The sequence below is a fragment of the Methylobacterium aerolatum genome, assembly GCF_022179085.1.
GTDB lineage: Bacteria > Pseudomonadota > Alphaproteobacteria > Rhizobiales > Beijerinckiaceae > Methylobacterium > Methylobacterium aerolatum.
This window is the reverse complement of sequence record NZ_BPQE01000017.1, coordinates 130,135-150,727: the sequence shown is the minus strand read 5'-3', so window position 1 is coordinate 150,727 and position 20,593 is coordinate 130,135. Positions and strand designations below refer to the sequence as shown.

Sequence of the window (20,593 nt, the reverse complement as noted above, 5' to 3'; positions counted from 1 at the left end):
CGGAGAACCGCATGGCCGAGGCCGGGACCCCGCCGGAGGGCAACCCCTCCGAGACCAAGAAGCCGGCGATCAACCCCCGCAGCGGGGCGCGGCTCGCCGTGGTGCAGGCGCTCTACGAGATGGACATCTCGGGCAAGGGCGTCCTCGACGCCGTGGCCGAGTTCGAGGCCTACTGGATCGGCCGGGAGGTCGACGGCATCGAGCATCCCCCGGCGGAGACGTCCTTTTTCCGCGACCTGCTGCGCGGCGTCGTGGACGAGCAGCGGGCGATCGACCAGCAGCTCGACGGCGCCCTCAGCGAGGGCTGGCCGCTCCGCCGGATCGAGACGGTGCTGCGGGCGATCCTCCGGGCGGGGGCCTACGAGCTGATGTATCGCCCCGACGTGCCGGCCCGGGCGGCGATCTCCCAGTACATGGACGTCACCCACTCCTTCTACGACGCCGACGAGCCGGGTCTCGTGAACGCCGTCCTCGACCGCATCGCCCGGAAGGTCCGGCCCGCCGAGGTCGTCGAGAAGGTGGCGACGGGCAAGCCCGGCCCGAAGCGGGCCTGAGGCCGTGGACAGGGGGGCGCCCCGCCCGAGCGAGGACGGGCTGATCGCCCGCTACTTCGCCCCCCTCGCCGGGCCGGGCGCCGACGGGATGCGGGACGACGCCGCCACCCTCACCCCCTCCCCCGGCTGCGACCTCGTGGTGACGGCCGACGCCATCGTGGCGGGCGTCCACTACTTTCCCGGGGATCCGCCCGCCTCCATCGCCCGCAAGGCGCTGGGGGTGAACCTGTCGGACATCGCCGCCAAGGGCGCGGTGCCGCGCGGCTTCCTGCTGACCCTCGCCCTGCCCGACGACTGGACGGAGGAGTGGCTCGCCGCCTTCACGGAGGGGCTCGGCGGGGCGTCGCGCGCGGCCGGCTGCCCGCTGCTCGGCGGCGACACGGTCCGCTCAGCCGGGCCGGCGCTGATCGGCGTCACGGCCTTCGGCGAGGTGCCCACCGGCGGGATCGTCCGCCGCACCGGCGCGCGGGTCGGCCACCGGCTCTGCGTCAGCGGCACGGTGGGCGACGGGGCCCTCGGCCTGATCCTGCGGCGGGACCCGGCCTGGGCCGCCGCCCTGGACGACGCGAGCCGCGACCACCTCGCCGACCGCTACCTGCACCCTCGCCCGCGCCTGTCCCTCGCGCCACTCCTGCGCCGCCACGCGCGGGCGTCGATGGACGTGTCGGATGGGCTCGCGGGCGACCTCGCCAAGATGCTGGGCGATGGGCGCAGCGCCGTCATCGACGCCGGGACGGTTCCCCTCTCCGCCGCCGCGCGGACCGCGCTGGCCTCCGATCCGTCGCTGATCGACCCGATCCTGACCGGGGGCGACGACTACGAGATCCTCTGCGCCGTGCCGCCGGACGCCCTCGACGCCCTCCTGGCCGACTGCGCCGCGACCGGCATCCCGATGACCGCGATCGGCACGGTGACCGCCGGCGATCACCCGCCGGACTTCGTCCTGCCGGACGGCACGCGACGCACCTTCGCGGCGGGATCGTTCAGCCACTTCTGAGGGCGCTTCACCGTCATTGCGAGTGAAGCGAAGCAATCCAGGGCAGCGCCATCGCCGGACATCGGCCCGCCGTCTCTGGATTGCTTCGCGGTCGCTCGCAATGACGGCGCGATGTCGCGACCGGCGCCCTCATCTCCCCCCAAGTTCTCACCCGTCGCACCTGCGAAGACATCGCGCAAGTTAAGGGGTTTTATTTCGCATCGCACCATAAACACCGATAACCCGAAGGTCTCGTTTGCGTCGTGCGGCGAAGTTTGGCAATCAATGCATGGTTCTGGGAAGGAAAGCCCGAATCCGAGCGTCACGTCCCACGGCCCGCGCGGCCGAGCTCGTCAACGAGAAGCCCCAGCCAGGCACCCGAAACGCAAGGACGGTCGAATGCTTTCGCTGATTCTGATCATCGTGGGCGGGCTCTGCGCCATCGTCTACGGCATCGTCACGATTTCGGACGTGATGAAACGGGACGCGGGGACCCAGCGCATGCAGGAGATCGCGGGGGCGATCGCCGAGGGCGCGCAGGCCTACCTGAAGCGCCAGTACCTCACCATCGGCGTCGTTGGGATCGTGCTGTTCGTGGCGCTGGCCGTGTTCCTCGGTCTCAAGGTCGCCATCGGCTTCCTGATCGGCGCCGTGCTCTCCGGGGCGGCGGGGTTCATCGGCATGAACGTGTCGGTGCGGGCGAACGTGCGCACGGCGCAGGCCTCGTCCTTCTCGCTGGGCGCGGGCCTCGACGTGGCCTTCAAGTCCGGGGCGGTGACGGGGATGCTGGTGGCGGGCCTCGCCCTGCTCGGCGTCGCCCTCTACTACCTCGTGCTGACCCGCGGCGCCGGGCTCGATCCGTCGAGCCGCGAGGTGATCGACGCGCTGGTGGCGCTGGGCTTCGGCGCCTCGCTGATCTCGATCTTCGCCCGCCTCGGCGGTGGCATCTTCACCAAGGGCGCGGATGTGGGCGGCGACCTCGTCGGCAAGGTCGAGGCCGGGATCCCCGAGGACGATCCGCGCAACCCCGCCACCATCGCGGACAACGTGGGAGACAACGTCGGCGACTGCGCCGGCATGGCCGCCGACCTGTTCGAGACCTACGCCGTGACCGTCGTCGCCACGATGGTGCTGGCGGCGATCTTCTTCTCCGGCCCCACCGGCAGCGGACGGGCGGCGCTGGAGCCGATGATGCTCTATCCCCTCGCCATCGGCGCGGCCTGCATCGTCACCTCCATCGCCGGCACCTACGCGGTGCGGCTCTCGGCCAACCAGTCGATCATGGGCGCCCTCTACAAGGGGCTGATCGCGGCGGGCGCGCTCTCCATCGTCGCCATCGCGGCGGTGACCTTCGCCCTCTTCGGCGGGTTCTCGACCGCGTTCACCACCTCCACCGGCGTCACCTTCACCTCGGGCGGCCTGTTCGGCTGCGCGGTGATCGGGCTCGCCATCACGGCGTTGATCGTCGTGATCACCGAATACTACACCGGCACGAACTACCGGCCGGTGAAGTCCATCGCCGACGCCTCGGTGACGGGCCACGGCACCAACGTGATCCAGGGGCTGGCGATCTCGCTGGAATCGACCGCGCTGCCGGCCATCGTGATTGTGGCCGGCATCATCGCCACCTATGCGCTGGCCGGCCTGTTCGGCATCGCCATCGCCGTCACCGCCATGCTGGCGCTGGCGGGCTTCGTGGTGGCGCTCGATGCCTTCGGCCCGGTGACGGACAACGCGGGCGGCATCGCGGAGATGGCGGGTCTGCCCTCGGAGGTGCGCAAGTCCACCGACGCGCTGGACGCGGTGGGCAACACCACGAAGGCGGTGACCAAGGGCTACGCCATCGGCTCGGCGGGCCTCGGCGCCCTGGTGCTGTTCGCGGCCTACACCTCGGACCTGAACTACTTCATCGCCAATGCGAGCCCGACGCAGTACCGCTTCTTCCAGGGGGTGAGCGTCGATTTTTCGCTCTCGAACCCCTACGTCGTCGTCGGCCTGCTGCTCGGCGGCCTGATCCCCTACCTGTTCGGCGGCATCGCCATGACCGCCGTCGGCCGCGCCGCCGCGGCGGTGGTGGAGGAGGTCCGCCGCCAGTTCCGGGAGAAGCCCGGCATCATGCAGGGGATCGACCGGCCCGATTACGGCCGGGCGGTCGACATGCTGACCCGCGCCGCGATCAAGGAGATGATCGTCCCCTCGCTCCTGCCGGTGCTGTCGCCGATCGTCCTGTTCTTCGTGATCCAGCCGATCGCGGGCAAGTCCCAGGCCTTCGCCACGGTGGGCGCGATGCTGCTCGGCGTCATCATCACCGGCCTCTACGTGGCGATCTCGATGACCTCGGGCGGCGGCGCCTGGGACAACGCCAAGAAGTTCATCGAGGACGGCCACCACGGCGGCAAGGGCTCGGACGCCCACAAGGCCGCCGTGACCGGCGACACCGTGGGCGACCCCTACAAGGACACCGCCGGCCCTGCCGTGAATCCGGCGATCAAGATCACCAACATCATCGCCCTGCTGCTGCTGGCGGTGCTGTCGCACGCGTAGCCGCGATGGCCCGGCGCGGCCTGCCGCGCCGGGTGTCCTTTCGTCACCACCGTGATCGCTGGCGAAGCGACGCGATCCAGGGCAGACGGAAGCGTCAGAGCGCGGCGCATCCCTGGATTGCTTCGCCGGCGCTCGCAAAGACGGCGCAGGAAGCTTCTCTCACCCTGGCAACATCGCCAACGAAACCACGGCGAGGCGCTCCAGCGTCTCCCGCGAGGCGCCGTCCCGTGCCTGGGCCGACATGCCCTGGAGCACGGCCGCGAAGGCGGCGGCCAGGGCCGCGACATCGGCGTCCGGCGGCAGATCGCCGGAGGCGCGGGCGCGCTCGAACCGGGCGAGAAAACCCATCCGGCTCGCCTCACGGAGGTCCCGCAGGGCCTCGCGCACCGCCTCGGATTCCGTGGCCACGCTGCCGGAGGTCTGCACCACGAGGCAGCCGCAGGGGACATCGCGTGAGGACAGGATCGCCGCCGCCTCGGCGAAGAAGCGCTCCAGCCCGCCGCGCAGGTCCGGCGCGCCGCCGAGGGCCTGCCACGGCGCGGCCCAATAGGTCTCCTCGTAGTGCCTCAGGGCTTCGAGGAAGAGGGCATCCTTGTTGCCGAAGGCGGCGTAGAGGCTCGGCGGGTTGATGCCCATCGCCGTGCAGAGTTCCGCCACCGTCGCCGGGCCGTAGCCGCGCGTCCAGAACACCTCCAGCGCCCGGTGGAGCGCGCGGGTACGGTCGAAGCTGCGGGGCCGCCCCTTGGCCCGGACCGGCGTGATCGTGCCCATCTCTCCCTCGTGTGTCGTCGCGCACATCGGACGGACGGCCTTGGGCCGGACCCGCTCCCTTCGGCTTGACGCAGTGTAGCGTCCGCTACAGATATGGCATCCGTAACGGCCGCTACAATAATCGGATCCGGGCGTGACGGCGAGGGCCGCGGTGGCCGCGCGGGTGCGCCCTTTGTGCACTGCACCCTGGCGCGGCCCCGGCGCCGCACCATCTCGACCCTATTCCCCTTCCCAGGCCGGCCCTCCGCGGCCGCCCAGCAACGAGACGATTGCCATGCCATCTCTGTTCGATCCGATCCGCATCGGCGCCATCGAGGCCAAGAACCGGATCTTCATGGCGCCCCTCACCCGGGGCCGGGCGACCCGCGAGCACGTGCCCACGCCGATCATGGCGCAGTACTACACGCAGCGCGCGGGCGCCGGGCTGATCCTCACAGAGGCCACCGGCATTTCGCAGGAAGGGCTCGGCTGGCCCTTCGCGCCCGGCATCTGGTCGGACGCGCAGGTCGATGCGTGGCGCCCGGTGGTGAAGGCGGTCCATGACCATGGCGGCAAGATCGTCTGCCAGATCTGGCACATGGGCCGGATGGTCCATTCGGACTTCCTCGGCGGCAAGCCCCCGGTCTCGTCCTCGGCCACCACGGCGCCCGACCAAGCCCACACCTACGAGGGCAAGAAGCCCTACTCCCAGGCCCGGGCCCTGGAGATCGCGGAGATCCCGCGCCTGCTGGCCGACTACGAGAAGGCCACCGCCAACGCGCTCGCCGCCGGCTTCGACGGCGTGCAGATCCACGCGGCCAACGGCTATCTGATCGACGAATTCCTCCGCGACGGCACCAACCTGCGCACCGACGAGTACGGCGGCTCCATCGACAACCGCGTGCGGCTGCTCCGCGAGGTGACGCAGGCTGTGGTGAAGGTGGCGGGAGCCGAGCGCACCGGCGTGCGCCTGTCGCCCAACGGCGCGATCCAGGGCACCAACGACTCGAACCCCGAGCCGCTCTTCGTCGCCGCCGCCAAGGCGCTGGACGCCCTCGGCATCGCTTTCCTGGAGATGCGCGAGCCGGGCTACGAGGGCACCTTCGGCAAGGCCGACCATCCGCCCATCGCCCCGGCGATGCGCAAGGTCTTCCGCGCGCCGCTGATCCTCAACGCCGACTACGACGGGAAGAGCGGCCAGGAGGCCCTCGACCGAAACGAGGCCGACGCCATCGCCTACGGCCGGACCTTCATCGCCAACCCCGACCTGCCCGAGCGTTTCGCCAAGGGCGCACCTCTCACCAAGGACAACGCCCAGACCTGGTACTCGCAGGGCCCCGAGGGCTACGTCGACTACCCGACACTGGAGCAGCAGAAGGCCGCCTGAGGGCGCCCGCCTCCGCTGCGTGACGACGCCGGTCGCACCGCCCCGCCAGCGGGGCGGTGCGACCGTCATCCACGTCCGCGACTGCTTAATCCCGGCGTGATCACTGCTTTTCGGGCGCACGGTCTAGGCAGCGGGCGGGGCCGCCGCTATGTGGGTGGCGCATCATGTGTGAGCCGTCGCCCGGCGCCTGCGCCCTTGCCGACACGTCCGTCTCCCAGGGGGAAGCTGCGGACCGCGCGGCGGAGCTGTGCGAGCTCGGCATCCTCGATACGGCGCCCGAGCGGTCCTATGACGACCTCGCCGCCGTGGCCGCCCATGTGTGCGGAGCGCCGGTGGCGCTCATCAGCCTCCTCGACACCTCGCGGCAGTGGTTCAAGGCCGAGATCGGCCTCGGCAAGAGGGAACTCGGGCCGGAACGGACCATCTGCACGCACACGGTGGCTTCGGGCGGCGAATTGATCATCCCCGACTTGGCGGAGGATCCCCGCACCGCCGGAAGCCCCCTCGTGACGCAGGACGGCTTCCGCTTCTACGCGGGCGCGGCGATCCGCGGGCAGGAGGGCACTCCGCTGGGCGCCGTCTGCGTCCTCGACCGCGTGCCCCGGCCGGAGGGGCTCGACGCGGCCCAGAGGGCCACCCTGGCGGCCCTGGCCCGGCAGGTCTCCACCCTGTTCGAGCACCGCCGGACCATGGCGCGCATCGCCGACCGCGAGGCCGAGCTCGCCGCGAGCGAGCGGCGGTTCCGGGTGATGACCTCGGCCATGCCACAGATGGTCTGGACCACTCTGCCGGACGGATTCCACGACTACTACAACGACCGCTGGTACGAGTTCACCGGCGTTCCCTACGGCTCGACGGATGGCGAAGGCTGGAACGGGGTGTTCCACCCGGACGACCAAGAGCGGGCGTGGGCGCGCTGGCGGCACTGCATCGCGACGGGCGAGCCCTACGAGATCGAGTACCGCCTGCGCCATCACAACGGCGACTACCGGTGGACCCTGGGCCGCGCCATGCCGATCCGCGACGCGGAGGGCAGGATCGAGCGCTGGTTCGGCACCTGCACCGACATCAACGACCTGAAGCGCGCCGAGGGCGAGGCCCGCCAGCTCGCCGCCATCGTGGAGGCCTCGAAGGACTTCATCGGCCTCGCAGGGCTCGACGGACGGGTCGATCACCTCAACGAGGCGGCGCTCGCCCTCGTCGGCTTGCCCGATCTCGCTGCGGCCCGCGCCCTGGCCATGGCGGATTTCTTCACGCCCGAGAGCCGGATGATCCTCGCCGACACGGTGATGCCGGCGGTGGCGCGCGACGGCTGGTGGGAGGGCGAGCTGGCCTTCCGGCATTTCGGCACGGGCGAGGCCATCGCCGTCCTCTACGCAATCTTCCCGATCCGCGATGCGACAGGGGCCGCCGCCGGCTACGCCACCGTCACTCGCGACCTGCGGGAGGCCAAGCGGTCCGAGGAGGCCCGCGACCTGCTGATCCGCGAATTGTCCCACCGGATCAAGAACATCTTCGCCGTCGTCGGCGGCCTCGCCGCCCTGACCGCCCGGAGTGATCCGGCCGCGAAGCCCTTCGCGGCGGCCTTCCGGGAGCGCCTGGGCGCCCTCGCCCGCGCCCACGAATACGTCCGCCCGCACTCGCCCGACTCAGCGCCCGCCGTCGCCGGGCAGACGGTGCTCGGCCTGATGCGTCTGCTCATGGCGGCCTATGTGGAGGACGGCCGGGAGCGCGTGGCGATCACCGGGGACGACGTGGAGATCGGCGAGCGCACGGCCACGGCGCTGGCCCTCATCATGCACGAACAGGCCACCAACGCCGTGAAGTACGGTGGCCTCTCCCGCACCGGGGGGCAGGTGACGCTCACCGGCGACCGCCGCGACGGGCGCTACACCTTGACCTGGGCCGAGACCGGCGGGCCGGAAGTCACACGATCCCCGACCCGCAAGGGGTTCGGCACGGTGCTCGCCGAGCGCAGCGTCGCCGGCCAGCTCGACGGCCTGCTGGAGCACGACTGGGCCCCCGGCGGCCTCGTGATGCGCCTCGACGTGCCGGTGGCGAACCTCCGGTTCTGACCGCGGGTGGCGGCCTTCCGGGAGCCGGCCGCCTCCGCGGACGGGGCGCGAGGACCCGCCGCCTACGGCCTCGTCGTCCTCGATTTCGACGGAACCCTCGCCGACACCTTCGCCTGGTTCAGTTCGGTGCTCGGCGGCGTCGCCGACCGCTACCGCTTCCGCCGGGTGGCGGAGGAGGAGGTCGAGGGCCTGCGCCGCCTCGGCGCCCGGGAGATCCTGACGCGTCTCGGCATCCCCCGCTGGAAGGTGCCCCTCATCGCCCGCCACATGCACGGCCTCGCAGCGCGGGACGCCGGGCGGCTGCGGCCCTTCCCCGGCATCGCCGCGATGCTCGCGGATCTCGACGGGGCGGGCGTGTCCCTCGCCGTGTTGTCCTCGAACCGGGAGGACGTGGTGCGGCGCGTGCTGGGGCCGGAGAGCGCGGGCCGGATCGCCGTATGGTCCTGTGGCGCCTCGATCTTCGGCAAGGCGCGCCGCCTGCGCGGGCTCGTGGCCGCCTCGCGCCTGCCGCCGGAGCGGGTGCTCTGCCTCGGTGACGAGATCCGGGATGCGGAGGCGGCCCGGGCGGTGGGCTGCGCCTTCGGCGCGGTGGCCTGGGGCTACACCGACGCGCAGGCGCTGGCGGCGACGGAGCCGGACCACCTGTTCCGGGAGCCGGCGGAGGTGGTGGCTGCGGTGGTGGAGTGAGGGACCGCCCCTCGCCAGGGCGAGCGCGAGCCGAAGCCGTCCCGGGCCGTAGGATGTCTCCGACCGGCGCGCATCCCTGGATCGCTTCGCTGCGGCTCGCGATGACGCGCGCGCGGGACGCTACCGCCGCTTGAACGGCGCCATCGCCGCGACCGCCAGCGCATCGACGCGGTTGTTGAGCGGGTCGCTGGCATGGCCCTTGACCCAGTGCCACTCGACCTCGTGACGGTCCCGGGCGGCATCGACCCGGCGCCAGAGGTCTTCGTTCTTCACGGGCTTCTTGTCGGCGGTGCGCCAGCCCCGGGCCTTCCAGTTGTGGATCCAGCCGGTCACGCCCTGCCGGAGGTATTGGGAGTCGGTGAAGAGATCGACGCGGCAGGGCCGCTTCAGCGCCTCCAGCGCCTCGATGGCGGCGAGCAGCTCCATGCGGTTGTTGGTGGTGTGGGCCTCGCCGCCCGACAGCTCCTTCTGCACCTCGCCGTAGATCAGGATGGCGCCCCAGCCGCCGGGCCCCGGATTCCCGGAGCACGCCCCGTCCGTGTAGATCTTGACCCGGCCTTCCTCGCTCATGCCGCGCGCCCGTAATCGGCCGCGCTGCGGGCGCGCCGGTGGAAGGTAAGGCGCCGGTCGTATTCCAGCGGATCCTTCGGCCTCACCAGGGCGCCGGGCGGCACGTTCAGCCAATCGACCAGCCGGGTCAGCATGAAGCGCAGGGCCGCGCCCCGGCACAGGATCGGCAGGGCCTCGACTTCGGCGGGCTCCAGAGGGCGCTCCGATTCGTAGCCGGCGATCATTGCAGTGGCCATCTCGCGGTGGAAGGCGCCGAGGGCGTCGAAGCACCACGCGTTGAGGCAGACGGCGAGGTCGTAGGCGAAGGCGTCGGTGCAGGCGAAGTAGAAGTCGATCAGGCCTGACAGGTCGTCGCCGATGAAGAACACGTTGTCGGTGAAGAGGTCGGCATGGATGACGCCGCCCGGCAGGCCCTGCGGCCAGCCCGCCTCCAGCACGGCGAGGTCGGCGAGCGTGCGCTCGGTCAGGCCGGGCGCGACGCTGTCCGCTTGGCCCCCGGCCTGTTCGAAGAGCGGGCGCCAGGACGCCACGGAGAGGTTGTTCGCCCGCACCATCGGGAAATCCCGTCCCGCCGCGTGCAGGCGGGCCAGGGCGACGCCGACCTCCCGGCAATGCTCCGGCCCCGGCGAGGACAGGGAGACGCCCTCCAGGAAGCTCACCAGGGCGGCGGGACGCCCGCACAGGCGCCCGAGGGCGGTGCCGCCGCGGTCGCGGATCGGCTGCGGGCAGGCGAGGCCGGCCTTCGCCAGATGGTCCATCAGCCCGACGAAGAAGGGCAGGTCCTCCTCGCGCACCCGCTTCTCGTAGAGGGTGAGGATGAACGAGCCGCCGGTCGTGTGCAGGAAGAAGTTCGAGTTCTCGACCCCCTCGGCGATGCCCTTGCAGGAGAGCAGGGTGCCGATGTCGTAGGCCGCCAGGAACTCGGCGAGCGCGGCGTCGGATACCTCGGTGTAGACGGCCACGTCGCGCGCTCGGAATCTCTTGAGATGAGGAATTCCCGCCCTCAAACCTCATCCTGAGGTGTCGCGCAAGCCGCCTCCTTCGAGGCCCGCGAGACGCGGGCACCTCGGCGCTTGGCCGAAAGCCGCTCGCGCCCACCCTCCTCCCCCATCCTGAGGTGCGGAGAAGCCACCTCGAAGGAGGTTTCGAGACATCGCAGAGCAATCCGGAGGCCTCCTTCGAGGCCTACGCTTCGCTTCGGCGCCTCGAGGTGAGGTCACGTGAGGGAATAGGGGCGATTGTCCGGCCAGACCCTCAGGATGAGGGCGGAGATGGGACGGGCCGCCTGAAGGCGGCCCGGAAGCCGGCCCTACTCCGCCGCCTCGCTGCGCAACTCGCGCGGGAGGGGGAACACCATGTCCTCGACGACGGTGGAGACCGTGTCGACGGTCACGTCGTAGCGGGCGGCGAAGGCGTCGATGATCTCCTCCACCAGCACCTCGGGGGCCGAGGCGCCGGCGGTGAGGCCGAGCTTCGCGATGCCCTCGAAGGCCGGCCAGTCGATCTCCTCGGCCCGGTTCAGGAGACGGGTGATCGGGCAGCCGACGCGCTCGGCGACCTCGCGCAGGCGCTGCGAGTTCGAGGAATTCGAGGAGCCGACGACGATCAGGGCGTCCACCAGCGGCGCCACCTGCTTCACCGCCTCCTGGCGGTTGGTGGTGGCGTAGCAGATGTCGTCCTTGTGCGGCCCGGTGATGGTCGGGAACTTGCGCTTGAGCGCCTCGACCACGTGACGGGTGTCGTCCACGGACAGGGTGGTCTGCGTCACCCAGGCGAGGTTGTTCGGATCCTCGGGCGTCAGCGCCTCGATCTGGTCGACGTCCTCGACGAGCGTGATCGAGCCTTTGGGCAACTGCCCCATCGTGCCCACCACCTCCGGGTGGCCGGAATGGCCGACGAGGAGGACGTGGCGCCCGCGCTTGTGGTGGATCTCCGCCTCGCGGTGGACCTTGGTCACCAGCGGGCAGGTGGCGTCGATGGTGGTGAGGCCACGCGAATCGGCGTTGGCCGGCACCGTCTTCGCCACGCCGTGGGCCGAGAAGATGACCGGGGCATCGCCGTCCGGCACCTCGTCGAGCTCGCGCACGAAGACCGCGCCCTTTCGCTTCAGGCTCTCGACCACGTACTTATTGTGGACGATCTCATGGCGCACGTAGACGGGCGGGCCGTGGATCGCGAGGGCGCGCTCCACCACGTCGATCGCACGCACCACGCCGGCACAGAAGCCGCGGGGCGCGCACAGCAGGATGTTGAGCGGCGGCTTGGCCGCTTGGTCTGCGACCTGGCCGGACGCGGGGGAAGTCGGTTGCGCGTTCATGGGGGCGATGTGGCGAGGGCAGGGCCGTCCTGTCAACGGTCGCGACCGCCGAACCGGGCATGTTCTGGACCGCGAGGGACCCGTGTAACAGGTTTGCCGCGCCGGTTCACCTGGAGAGACGCCCCCGTAACGCCCGCGAAAGAACTTACCAATAGAGTGTTTCCGGTCGGTATTGGTCGCATTGGCGTCCGGAAGCTTCGCCCCGCAAGCAGCTTTCAGAATTCGCCAAAGTCCAGCTGCCGATTCGGCGTCCGTTCCCCTTCGCGGAAGCTGCCCTTCTTTGCCCCGCCTTCGGCCGAGCCCGGCGCCGATGGGGGCGCGCGGTTCGGACGATCTCATGACGGCGTTGGTCGAGACCGAGAAGCGGACGCGCCCTGCCCAGCCGGGCCGGACGACGATGGCCGCCGCAGGGACGGCCGTGCGCACGGTCCGCGTGCGCCTCGACCGGACGACCCTGCGCGGCTGGCACCTGCGCCTGCTCGAACGGCTGAACCAGCGGCCGGATTGCCGGCTACAAATCGACGCGGTGCAGGCCACCGGCGCGGGCCTGCCGCCGAACGTGGAACTGCTGTTCCGCCTGGAGGCGACGGTCCACGGCGTTCCCCGGCCCGGCCTCTCGACCCCCGCCGAACCCCTCGCGCTGGCGCCCTACGGCCGCCTGGACCGGACGGCGCCGGACCTCGTGATCGACCTCAGCGGCGCGGAGACCGGATCGCTCCCCGGCGTGGAGACCTGGCGCCTCGACTACGACGGCATCCCCGGCGAGACCGGCCTGCTGGTGGCGCTCTTCGACCGGGTGGAGCCCGTCGCCGCCCTGCGCGACGGATCGGACGCGCCCATCGCCACCGGCCGCTTCGGCGCCGAATCCCATTCGGTGATGCTGATCGCCTTCGAGGACTACCTCGCCCGCACCATCACCCTGATCGAGGCCGCCCTCTCCGGCGGCGCCTCCCGCCAGATGCCCGACGGGACCGCGCCCCCGGCCCTCGCCCACGTCGCCTTCGACATCGGCGCCATGGCCGCCCGGCAGCGGGCCCTGAAGGGGCTCGCCCGGCGGGTCGCCCGCAGGCTCTACACCACCTGCTTCCACCGCGAGCGCTGGCGGGTCGGCTGGCGCCGGACCGTCGGGCCCGACCTCATCGACCTGCGCCGCCACCCGGCGGGGGGATGGACCGACCTGCCGGACAACGGCCGCAGCTTCTACGCCGACCCCTTCGCGGTCTCCCGCAACGGCGCGGTGACGCTGTTCGTGGAGGAATACGACTATGCCCGGGGCAAGGGCGTGATCTCGGCGGTGCCCTTCGGCCAGGACGGCCCCGTCGGGCGGCCGGAGGCGGTGCTGGAACTCGACACGCACCTCTCCTACCCCTTCGTGTTCGAAGCCGACGGGGAGGTGTGGATGATCCCCGAATCCTGCGGCACCCGCTCGATCGACCTCTACCGGGCCGAGCGCTTCCCCGGCGGCTGGCGGCACGAGGCGGTCCTCATCCCCAACGTGGTGGCGAGCGACCCGACCCTGCTGCGCCACGGCGGCCGCTGGTGGCTCTTCGCCACCGTCCGCGAGGGCGGCTCCTACTCCGACTCGCTGCACCTCTGGTTCGCGGACGACTTCCGCGGCCCCTGGACCGCCCACCCGCGCAACCCCGTGCTGATCGACGTCGCCACCGCCCGCCCCGCCGGTCCCGTGGTCTCGCGGGACGGGATGCTGATCCGGCCGGTGCAGGATTGCCGCGGCGGCTACGGCTCCGCCCTCGGGCTCGCGCGCATCATGCGCCTCGACGAGGACGGCTTCGTGCAGCGGCTGGAGACCCGCCTCGCGGCGGGGGCGGATTGGCCGGGCACGCGCCTGCACACCTACAGCGCGGCGGGCGCCTTCGAGTTCATCGACGGCTCCCACCGGGCCAGGGTACGCCTGCCGCTCTGACAGGGTGCGCCTGCCGCTCTGAAATGCCGCGACGGCCGGACAACCGTCGGTTTGGTCATCGAACGGTCACAGACAGTCCGCCAAGGCACGGGACGATCCGTCTGGCAGAGGCCTTCCGGCATGGACTTCCACCGCCGTTTCACCGTCCTGATGTGCACCCCGGCCTTCGATCCGGACGATCTGGAGGGCGCGCGCGTCAACCAGATCGTCGCGGCGGTGGAGCAGCGGGGCTTCGAGGTGGTGCGGGCCCGGCGCGTCGAGGACGCGGCCATCGCCGTGCAGACCGACGCGGCGGTGGGCTGCCTCGTGGTCGATTGGGGCAAGCGCGGCCTCGACGGCAAGGCCGCCGCCCTCATCGACATGATGCGGCGGCGCGGGCTGGAGATGCCCATCGTCATCATGGTCCGCCGTAAGCGGCTGGAGGACATCCCGGTCGAGCTGCTGGACTTCATCGACGGCTACATCTTCCTCGCGGAGGAGACGCCGGAATTCATCGCCCGCGGCCTCGTCAGCCGGGTGACGCAATACGCCGAGACCCTGAAGACGCCCTTCTTCGGCGCGCTGGTGGACTACGCCGAGAAGGGCAACCAGCTCTGGACCTGCCCCGGCCACAACGGCGGTATCTTCTACAACCGCTCGCCCATCGGCCGGATCTTCGTCGAGCATCTCGGCGAGGCGATCTTTCGCGACGACCTCGACAACTCGGTCCTCGACCTCGGCGACCTCCTGACCCACGAGGGCCCGGCGCTGAAGGCGCAGAAGGAGGCCGCCGCCATCTTCGGCGCCGAGAAGACCTATTTCGTCCTCAACGGCACCTCGGCCTCCAACAAGATCGTGCTCTCGTCCCTGGTGGCCGAGGACGACCTCGTCCTGTTCGACCGCAACAACCACAAGGCCGCCCACCACGGTGCCCTGTTCCTCGGCGGCGGCATCCCGATCTTCCTGGAGACCGACCGCAACGCCTTCGGGCTCATCGGTCCCATCTGCCACGAGGCGCTAAACGAAGGGCGCATCCGGGACAAGATCCGACAGAACCCGCTGGTGAAGGATCCCGAGGCGTGGCGCCGGGAGCGGCCGTTCCGCGTCGCGGTGATCGAGCAATGCACCTACGACGGCACGATCTACGACGCGCGGATGATCGTGCAGAAGATCGGCCACCTCTGCGACTACATCCTGTTCGACGAGGCCTGGGCGGGCTTCATGAAGTTCCACCCGCTGTTCCAGGGCCGCTACGCCATGGGGCTGACCGGCCTCGACGAGACCTCGCCGGGGATCGTGGCCACGCAATCGACCCACAAGCAGCTCGCGAGCTTCAGCCAAGCCTCGCAGATCCACACCAAGGACAGCCACCTGCGCGGCCAGACCCGGCGGGTGGAGCACAAGCGGCTGAACGAGAGCTTCCTCGTCCACGCCTCGACCTCGCCCTTCTACCCGCTCTTCGCCTCCCTCGATGTCGGCGCCCAGATGATGAAGGGCCGCTCCGGCATGATCCTGTGGGACGACACGATCCGGCTCGGCATCGAGTGGCGCAAGAAGGTCCGCGCCATCCGCCGCGAGTTCGAGGAGAACGAGGCCGATCCGGCCCGGCGCTGGTTCTTCGACCCCTTCGTGCCGGACCGCGTCCACGGCCCGGAGGGCGAACAGACCTGGGAGAGCGTGCCCACCGACCTGCTCGCCTCGGATGCGCGCTTCTGGGAGCTCGCCCCCGGCGCCGCGTGGCACGGCTTCACCCGGGTCGCGCCGGGCTACGCCATGACCGATCCGAACAAGCTCACCGTCCTCACCCCCGGCTTCGACCGGAAGACCGGGGCCTATGCCGAGCACGGCGTGCCCGCGCCCATCGTGGCGCAATACCTGCGTGAGAACCGGATCGTCGCGGAGAAGAACGACCTGAACTCGCTGCTCTTCCTGCTGACGCCGGGCGTCGAGTCCTCGAAGGCGGGCACGCTGATCTCGGGCCTCGTCGCCTTCAAGCGCCTGCACGACGACAACGTGCTCCTGGAGGAGGCCATGCCGCAATTCGTCGGAAGGCGGCCCAACCGCTACCGGGGCGTGCGCCTGCGCGACCTCTGCGCCGACTTCCACGCCTTCCACCGGGAGCACAACACCTCCGCGCTCCAGCGCAAGCAGTTCATGCCGGAGCACCTGCCGGAGATGGTCATGCCCCCCAAGCACGCCTCGCAGATGCTGACCCGCAACAAGGTCGATTACGTGCCCATCGCGGAGGCCGAGGGCCGGATCGCCACCACCCTGATGCTGGTCTACCCGCCGGGCATCGGCACCGTGCTTCCGGGCGAGCGCCTGGACGAGCGGGCCAAGCCCATGCTCGACTACTTCAAGATGTTCGAGGCCTCCGCCAACCTGTTCCCCGGCTTCGAGGCCGAGATCCAGGGCGTCTACCGCGAGGTCGATCCGGACGGGCGCATCCGCTTCCACACCTACGTCCTGCGCGAGGGGGCCTGATGGAGCCCGCGCCGGCCCATCCCGCCTCCTGGCCCGAGATCGTGATCCGGCCGTCCTCGGATGCGGACGTGGCGGCGATGATCGCCATCTACGAGCACCATATCGCCAAGGGCGTCGGCGACACCGGCGACTTCGAGGAGGAGCGCCTGCTCCCCGACGACCTGAAGCGCCGCCGCAAGACCATGCGCAAGAAGCGCCTGCCTCACCTCGTCGCGGAGCTCGACGGCGAGGTGGCGGGCTATGCCTACGCGGTGCCGTTCCGCAAGCGGCCCGCCTACCGCTACACCCTCAAGCACTCGATCTACGTCCACCACGCCCACCTCCACGCGGGCATCGGCCGGCGGCTGCTGCCCGCCCTGATCGAGGCCTGCGCGGCCGGCGGCTACCGCCAGATGATCGGTTACATCGACGCCGCCAACGGCCCGTCGCTGCGCCTGCACGAGGCCTGCGGCTTCGAACGCGTCGGCTACCTCCCGGCGGTGGGCTACAAGTACGGCCGCTGGACCGACAGCGTGATGGTGCAATGCGCCCTGGGCACGGGCTCGCAGGACCAGCCGCCGCCGCGGGCGGTGGCGGTGGATCCTGTGGGGTTGTGAGCGGCGCCGGGTGCGCCTCCCCTCCCCCGCAAGACGGGGAGACGGGAGGCACCGCCAGCGGCCGAGCCCCCGCGTGCCGATTGTCACGCGGCCACGCTCGCTTCCCCGGCCTGCCCGCGTTAAGCGGACAGTCTCCTCCGAAAGCCCCCACGGAGCGGCATGGCGAGCCCCGGCGAACACGCGAGCTTTCTGCCCCCGGTCCTGACCTTCCTGGCGGCCGCCGTCGTCGGGGTGCCGGTGTTCCGGTGGCTCGGGCAGAGCGCCGTGCTCGGCTACCTCGTGGCCGGGGTGCTGATCGGCCCGTCCGGCCTGTCGCTCATCGCCGAGCCCGAGACCGCCGCGAGCGTCGCCGAGATCGGCGTGGTGCTGCTTCTCTTCATCGTCGGGCTCGAGTTGCACCTGTCGCAGCTCGTCTCGATGCGGCGGGACATCTTCGGCCTCGGCACCGCGCAGCTCGTGCTGTGCGCCCTGGTCCTCGGTGGGGCCGGGATCCTGGCGGGCCAGCCCCTGGCGGCGGCGGCGGTGGTGGGGATCGCGCTCGCCCTGTCCGCCACGGCGGTGGCCCTGCAACTGCTGGAGGAGCGCGGAGACCTCGGCAGCCCCTACGGCTCCCGGGCCTTCGCGGTGCTGCTCTTTCAGGACCTGAGCGTCGTCGGCATCCTCGCCCTGATGCCGCTGGCGGCCTCGGCCGGCCAGGGATCGGGCGGGCCCTGGCTCGGTGAGGCGGCGTCCTCGACGGGCCGGGTGCTCGCTGCCATCGGCGCCGTGGTGCTGGTGGGGCGCTACGGCCTGAACCCGTTCTTCCGCCTGCTCGCGGCGAGCGGTGCCCGCGAGGTGATGACGGCGGCTGCCCTCCTCGTGGTGCTGGGCACGGCTCTGCTGATGGAGCAAGTCGGCCTGTCGATGGCCATGGGCGCCTTCCTGGCGGGCATCCTGCTGGCGGAATCGAACTTCCGGCACCAGCTGGAGGCCGACATCGAGCCGTTCCGCGGCATGTTGCTCGGCCTGTTCTTCATGAGCGTCGGCATGTCGATCGACGGCGGCCTCGTGAGAGCCGTCTGGCCGGCCCTGTTCGGCGCGACCTTCGCCGCGATCTTCGTGAAGGTCGCCCTCGTGGCGGGCCTGTTCCGCCTGTTCGGCTCCGATACGCTGAGCGCCCTGCGGGGGGCGGCGGTGCTGGCGCCGGCGGGCGAGTTTGCCTTCGTGCTGCTGCCGCAGGCCGCCGACCTCGGCCTCACCGGCCCCACGGCGACCCGCTTCGCCGTGGCCCTCGCCGCCCTGACGATGCTGATCGGCCCGATCCTCGCCAAGGGCCTCGACCGGCTGATCGACGCGCGCCTCTCGAAGCAGGCCAATGCCGGGGCGGACTCGCCCGCCGACCTCGCCGAGGTCGGCACGGAGGCGCGGGTGCTGGTGATCGGCTTCGGGCGGTTCGGCCAGATCCTGACGCAGGTGCTGCTTGCCGAGGGCGTGGCGGTGACGGTGATCGACAAGGACGTCGAGCAGCTGCGTGCCGCGACCCGCTTCGGCTTCCGCATCTACTACGGCGACGGCACGCGGCTCGACGTGCTGCGCGCCGCCGGCATCGGCAAGGCGGAGCTCGTCTGCATCTGCGTGGACGACCGGGAGGGCGCCCTCAAGATCGTGGACATCGTCCACGAGGAGTTCGCCTCCGTCCGCACCTTCGTGCGGGCCTACGACCGGCTCCACGCCGTGGAACTGATGAACCGCGACGTGGACTTCCAGATCCGCGAGACCTCCGAGTCGGCCCTCGCCTTCGGCCGCGCGGCCCTGGAGGGCCTGGGCCTCTCGCCGGAGGCCGCCGCCGCCCGGGCGGAGGATGTGCGCAAGCGCGACATCGCGCGCCTCGTCCTTCAGCAGGCGGGCGCCCTGCCGGACGGCTCGGCGTGGCTCGGGGGCACGGAGGCGGCGGAGGTCCGTCCCGAACCGCTCACCGCGCCCGTCCGCCCCGCCCGCGTCCTGAACACCGAGACGCGGGACCTGCTCGGCCAGGACCGGAAGGAGGCGGCGGAGCGAATCCTCGCCAAGCCCGTTCTCCGTCCGGCGGACGAGGACGAGCCTTCCGCCGAGGCGGAACTCGAGACCGAGGGCAACGGACGCGATGACTGACCTCCCCGGTCACCCGGAGGGACCGGTACCGGAGGATCAGGGTCGCTTCGTCACCGGTCCGGTGCTGCGCCACGTCCTCGTGATGAGCGCCACGGGCTCCGTCGGCCTCATGGCGATCTTCGTCGTCGACCTGCTCTCGCTGCTCTACGTCTCGCGCCTCGGCGACCCGGCGCTCACCGCCGCCGTGGGTCTCGCGTCGGTGGTGCAGTTCTTCGCCACTGCCGTGAACATCGGGCTGATGATCGCGGCGGGCGCCCTCGTGGCCCGGGCGGTCGGCGCCCGGGACCGGGTGCTCGCCCGGCGCCTCTCGGCCTCCGCGATGGCGCTCGGCGTCCTCGTCGCGGGGCTGCTCTCGGCGGCGATGCTGCCCTTCGCCAAGCCGATGCTCGCGGCCATCGGCGCCAAGGACGAGGCCCTCGCCGTCGCCGACCTGTTCCTGAGGATCACCCTGCCCTCCAACGCCCTACTGGCGCTGGGCATGTTGTTCACCGGCCTGCTGCGGGCGATCGGCGAGGCCGGCCGGGCGATGTGGGTGACCCTCGGCGGAGCCATCGTCACCGCCTTCCTCGATCCCCTCCTGATCTTCGCCGCCGGGCTCGGCGTGGAGGGGGCGGCGATCACCGTCTGCGTCGCCCGCGCGACCTTCGTCGCCATCGGCTGGTACGGGCTGCGGCGGCACGGGATGCTGCGCAGGCCCCGCCTGCGGGAGGTGGTGGAGGATGCCCCCGCCATGGCCGCCATCGCCGGGCCGGCGGTGGCCACCAACCTCGCGCCCTCCGTCGCGAGCGCCTTCCTCACTCATCTCTTCGCCGGCTATGGACCCGACGCCATCGCCGCCGCCGCCGTGATCGACCGGCTGACCCCGGTGGCCTTCGGCGGCCTCTTCGCCCTCTCGGGGGCGGTGGGGCCGATCCTGGCGCAGAACTGGGGCGCCTCGCGCTTCGACCGGATGGGCGCGACCCTGAGCGCCTGCGTGCGCACGGTGCTGATCTACGCGGCGGTGGTGTGGCTGGGGCTGATCCTCCTGCGGAGCGAGCTCGCGGCGCTGTTCCAGCTGAAGGGCCTCGCGGCGGAGCTGTTCACCTTCTTCTGCCTCGTCGGCGGGGCGATGTGGTTCTTCAACGGGCTGCTGTTCCTCGGCAACGCCGCCTTCAACAACCTGGGCTTTCCCCTGCGCTCGACCCTGCTGAACTGGGGCCGCGCGACCGTCGGCACCGTGCCGCCCGCCTATCTCGGCAGTGCCCTCTACGGGCCGAAGGGCATCCTGATCGGCATGGGGGTCGGCTCGCTGGTCTTCGGCCTCGCGGGCGTGGTGCTGGCCCGCAGGACGGTCTCCCGCCTCGCGGACCGGGCCGCCGGACACGGGGCGGCGGCCACCGCCGAGCCCTTCGGGTCGCGGCCGCCCGGACGGGGATCACCGGAAACGGGTACCGGGGGAAAGGGATCGACAGGGATTGTCACCCGGGAACTGGCGTTTCCGCACGGGGCGGGCCACGATACCCGCAAGGGATGAGCGGGGCGGCCGAGCGGGCGGCCTCGCCTTCCTCCCGCGGATAGCTCAGCCGTCCCGGCACTCGGCCTTGGCGGACAGCATGTGACCGCCGCCGACGGATGGCGGCA

Annotated in this window: 15 protein-coding genes; 11 read left to right on the top strand and 4 right to left on the bottom strand. The window is 71.3% G+C overall.

Annotated elements, in window-relative coordinates:
• Positions 1-11 precede the first annotated feature (11 nt).
• The 3 genes from nusB (at position 12) to MFF06_RS12575 (ending at position 4,074) form a co-directional block, all read left to right on the top strand.
• Entirely contained in the window at positions 12-554 is a 543-nt protein-coding gene (gene nusB, locus MFF06_RS12585) for a transcription antitermination factor NusB (RefSeq protein ID WP_283207268.1), read from the top strand.
• Between the two features lie 4 nt (positions 555-558).
• Positions 559-1,551: a thiamine-phosphate kinase gene (gene thiL / locus MFF06_RS12580; protein ID WP_238204264.1), complete on the top strand. Its 993-nt coding sequence runs from the start codon at positions 559-561 to the stop codon at positions 1,549-1,551.
• A gap of 378 nt (positions 1,552-1,929) precedes the next feature.
• Positions 1,930-4,074: a sodium-translocating pyrophosphatase gene (locus tag MFF06_RS12575; RefSeq protein ID WP_238204262.1), complete on the top strand. Its 2,145-nt coding sequence runs from the start codon at positions 1,930-1,932 to the stop codon at positions 4,072-4,074.
• Positions 4,075-4,233: 159 nt separating this feature from the next.
• Here MFF06_RS12575 and MFF06_RS12570 read toward each other — a convergent pair whose 3' ends face one another.
• Entirely contained in the window at positions 4,234-4,845 is a 612-nt protein-coding gene (locus MFF06_RS12570; RefSeq protein WP_238204260.1) for a TetR/AcrR family transcriptional regulator, read from the bottom strand.
• 274 nt (positions 4,846-5,119) lie between these two features.
• Here MFF06_RS12570 and MFF06_RS12565 point away from each other — a divergent pair, with 274 nt between their 5' ends.
• From MFF06_RS12565 to MFF06_RS12555, 3 genes are all read left to right on the top strand, one after another.
• Complete coding sequence (locus MFF06_RS12565; protein WP_238204259.1) at positions 5,120-6,211, top strand: alkene reductase; 1,092 nt, start codon at positions 5,120-5,122, stop codon at positions 6,209-6,211.
• Between the two features lie 164 nt (positions 6,212-6,375).
• Positions 6,376-8,286, top strand: a complete 1,911-nt coding sequence (locus tag MFF06_RS12560) for a PAS domain S-box protein (RefSeq protein WP_238204257.1) — start codon at positions 6,376-6,378, stop codon at positions 8,284-8,286.
• 6 nt (positions 8,287-8,292) lie between these two features.
• The gene (locus MFF06_RS12555) at positions 8,293-8,973 is read left to right on the top strand and encodes an HAD hydrolase-like protein (protein WP_238204255.1); all 681 of its coding nucleotides are present in this window, start codon (positions 8,293-8,295) and stop codon (positions 8,971-8,973) included.
• Between the two features lie 120 nt (positions 8,974-9,093).
• Here MFF06_RS12555 and rnhA read toward each other — a convergent pair whose 3' ends face one another.
• The 3 genes from rnhA to ispH all read right to left on the bottom strand — a co-directional run bounded on the left by rnhA (position 9,094) and on the right by ispH (position 11,860).
• The gene (gene rnhA / locus MFF06_RS12550) at positions 9,094-9,543 is read right to left on the bottom strand and encodes a ribonuclease HI (RefSeq protein ID WP_238204252.1); all 450 of its coding nucleotides are present in this window, start codon (positions 9,541-9,543) and stop codon (positions 9,094-9,096) included.
• Positions 9,540-10,505: a homoserine kinase gene (locus tag MFF06_RS12545; protein WP_238204251.1), complete on the bottom strand. Its 966-nt coding sequence runs from the start codon at positions 10,503-10,505 to the stop codon at positions 9,540-9,542. Before MFF06_RS12545 ends, rnhA begins: the two co-directional genes overlap by 4 nt.
• Before the next feature lie 347 nt (positions 10,506-10,852).
• Positions 10,853-11,860, bottom strand: a complete 1,008-nt coding sequence (gene ispH / locus MFF06_RS12540; RefSeq protein WP_238204249.1) for a 4-hydroxy-3-methylbut-2-enyl diphosphate reductase — start codon at positions 11,858-11,860, stop codon at positions 10,853-10,855.
• Positions 11,861-12,197: 337 nt separating this feature from the next.
• Here ispH and MFF06_RS12535 point away from each other — a divergent pair, with 337 nt between their 5' ends.
• The 5 genes from MFF06_RS12535 (at position 12,198) to MFF06_RS12515 (ending at position 20,486) form a co-directional block, all read left to right on the top strand.
• The gene (locus tag MFF06_RS12535; protein ID WP_370876530.1) at positions 12,198-13,784 is read left to right on the top strand and encodes a glucosamine inositolphosphorylceramide transferase family protein; all 1,587 of its coding nucleotides are present in this window, start codon (positions 12,198-12,200) and stop codon (positions 13,782-13,784) included.
• Between the two features lie 120 nt (positions 13,785-13,904).
• The gene (locus MFF06_RS12530) at positions 13,905-16,247 is read left to right on the top strand and encodes an Orn/Lys/Arg family decarboxylase (protein WP_238204246.1); all 2,343 of its coding nucleotides are present in this window, start codon (positions 13,905-13,907) and stop codon (positions 16,245-16,247) included.
• The gene (locus MFF06_RS12525; RefSeq protein WP_238204245.1) at positions 16,247-16,843 is read left to right on the top strand and encodes a GNAT family N-acetyltransferase; all 597 of its coding nucleotides are present in this window, start codon (positions 16,247-16,249) and stop codon (positions 16,841-16,843) included. Before MFF06_RS12530 ends, MFF06_RS12525 begins: the two co-directional genes overlap by 1 nt.
• Before the next feature lie 159 nt (positions 16,844-17,002).
• Positions 17,003-18,973, top strand: coding sequence for a monovalent cation:proton antiporter-2 (CPA2) family protein (locus MFF06_RS12520; protein ID WP_238204243.1), 1,971 nt, complete (start codon positions 17,003-17,005; stop codon positions 18,971-18,973).
• Positions 18,966-20,486 (top strand): MATE family efflux transporter, encoded by a 1,521-nt coding sequence (locus MFF06_RS12515; protein WP_238204240.1) that lies wholly within the window; start codon positions 18,966-18,968, stop codon positions 20,484-20,486. The genes MFF06_RS12520 and MFF06_RS12515 overlap by 8 nt, the downstream gene beginning before the upstream one ends.
• Positions 20,487-20,593: the final 107 nt, after the last annotated feature.

Coding starts and splice junctions, on each gene's coding strand:
- ispH (WP_238204249.1), bottom strand. CDS start 11,860: ATGAACGCGCAACCGACTTCCCCCGCGTCCGGCCAGGTCGCAGACCAA.
- MFF06_RS12535 (WP_370876530.1), top strand. CDS start 12,198: ATGACGGCGTTGGTCGAGACCGAGAAGCGGACGCGCCCTGCCCAGCCG.
- MFF06_RS12565 (WP_238204259.1), top strand. CDS start 5,120: ATGCCATCTCTGTTCGATCCGATCCGCATCGGCGCCATCGAGGCCAAG.
- nusB (WP_283207268.1), top strand. CDS start 12: ATGGCCGAGGCCGGGACCCCGCCGGAGGGCAACCCCTCCGAGACCAAG.
- MFF06_RS12515 (WP_238204240.1), top strand. CDS start 18,966: ATGACTGACCTCCCCGGTCACCCGGAGGGACCGGTACCGGAGGATCAG.
- MFF06_RS12530 (WP_238204246.1), top strand. CDS start 13,905: ATGGACTTCCACCGCCGTTTCACCGTCCTGATGTGCACCCCGGCCTTC.
- MFF06_RS12560 (WP_238204257.1), top strand. CDS start 6,376: ATGTGTGAGCCGTCGCCCGGCGCCTGCGCCCTTGCCGACACGTCCGTC.
- MFF06_RS12520 (WP_238204243.1), top strand. CDS start 17,003: ATGGCGAGCCCCGGCGAACACGCGAGCTTTCTGCCCCCGGTCCTGACC.
- rnhA (WP_238204252.1), bottom strand. CDS start 9,543: ATGAGCGAGGAAGGCCGGGTCAAGATCTACACGGACGGGGCGTGCTCC.
- MFF06_RS12570 (WP_238204260.1), bottom strand. CDS start 4,845: ATGGGCACGATCACGCCGGTCCGGGCCAAGGGGCGGCCCCGCAGCTTC.
- MFF06_RS12575 (WP_238204262.1), top strand. CDS start 1,930: ATGCTTTCGCTGATTCTGATCATCGTGGGCGGGCTCTGCGCCATCGTC.
- MFF06_RS12525 (WP_238204245.1), top strand. CDS start 16,247: ATGGAGCCCGCGCCGGCCCATCCCGCCTCCTGGCCCGAGATCGTGATC.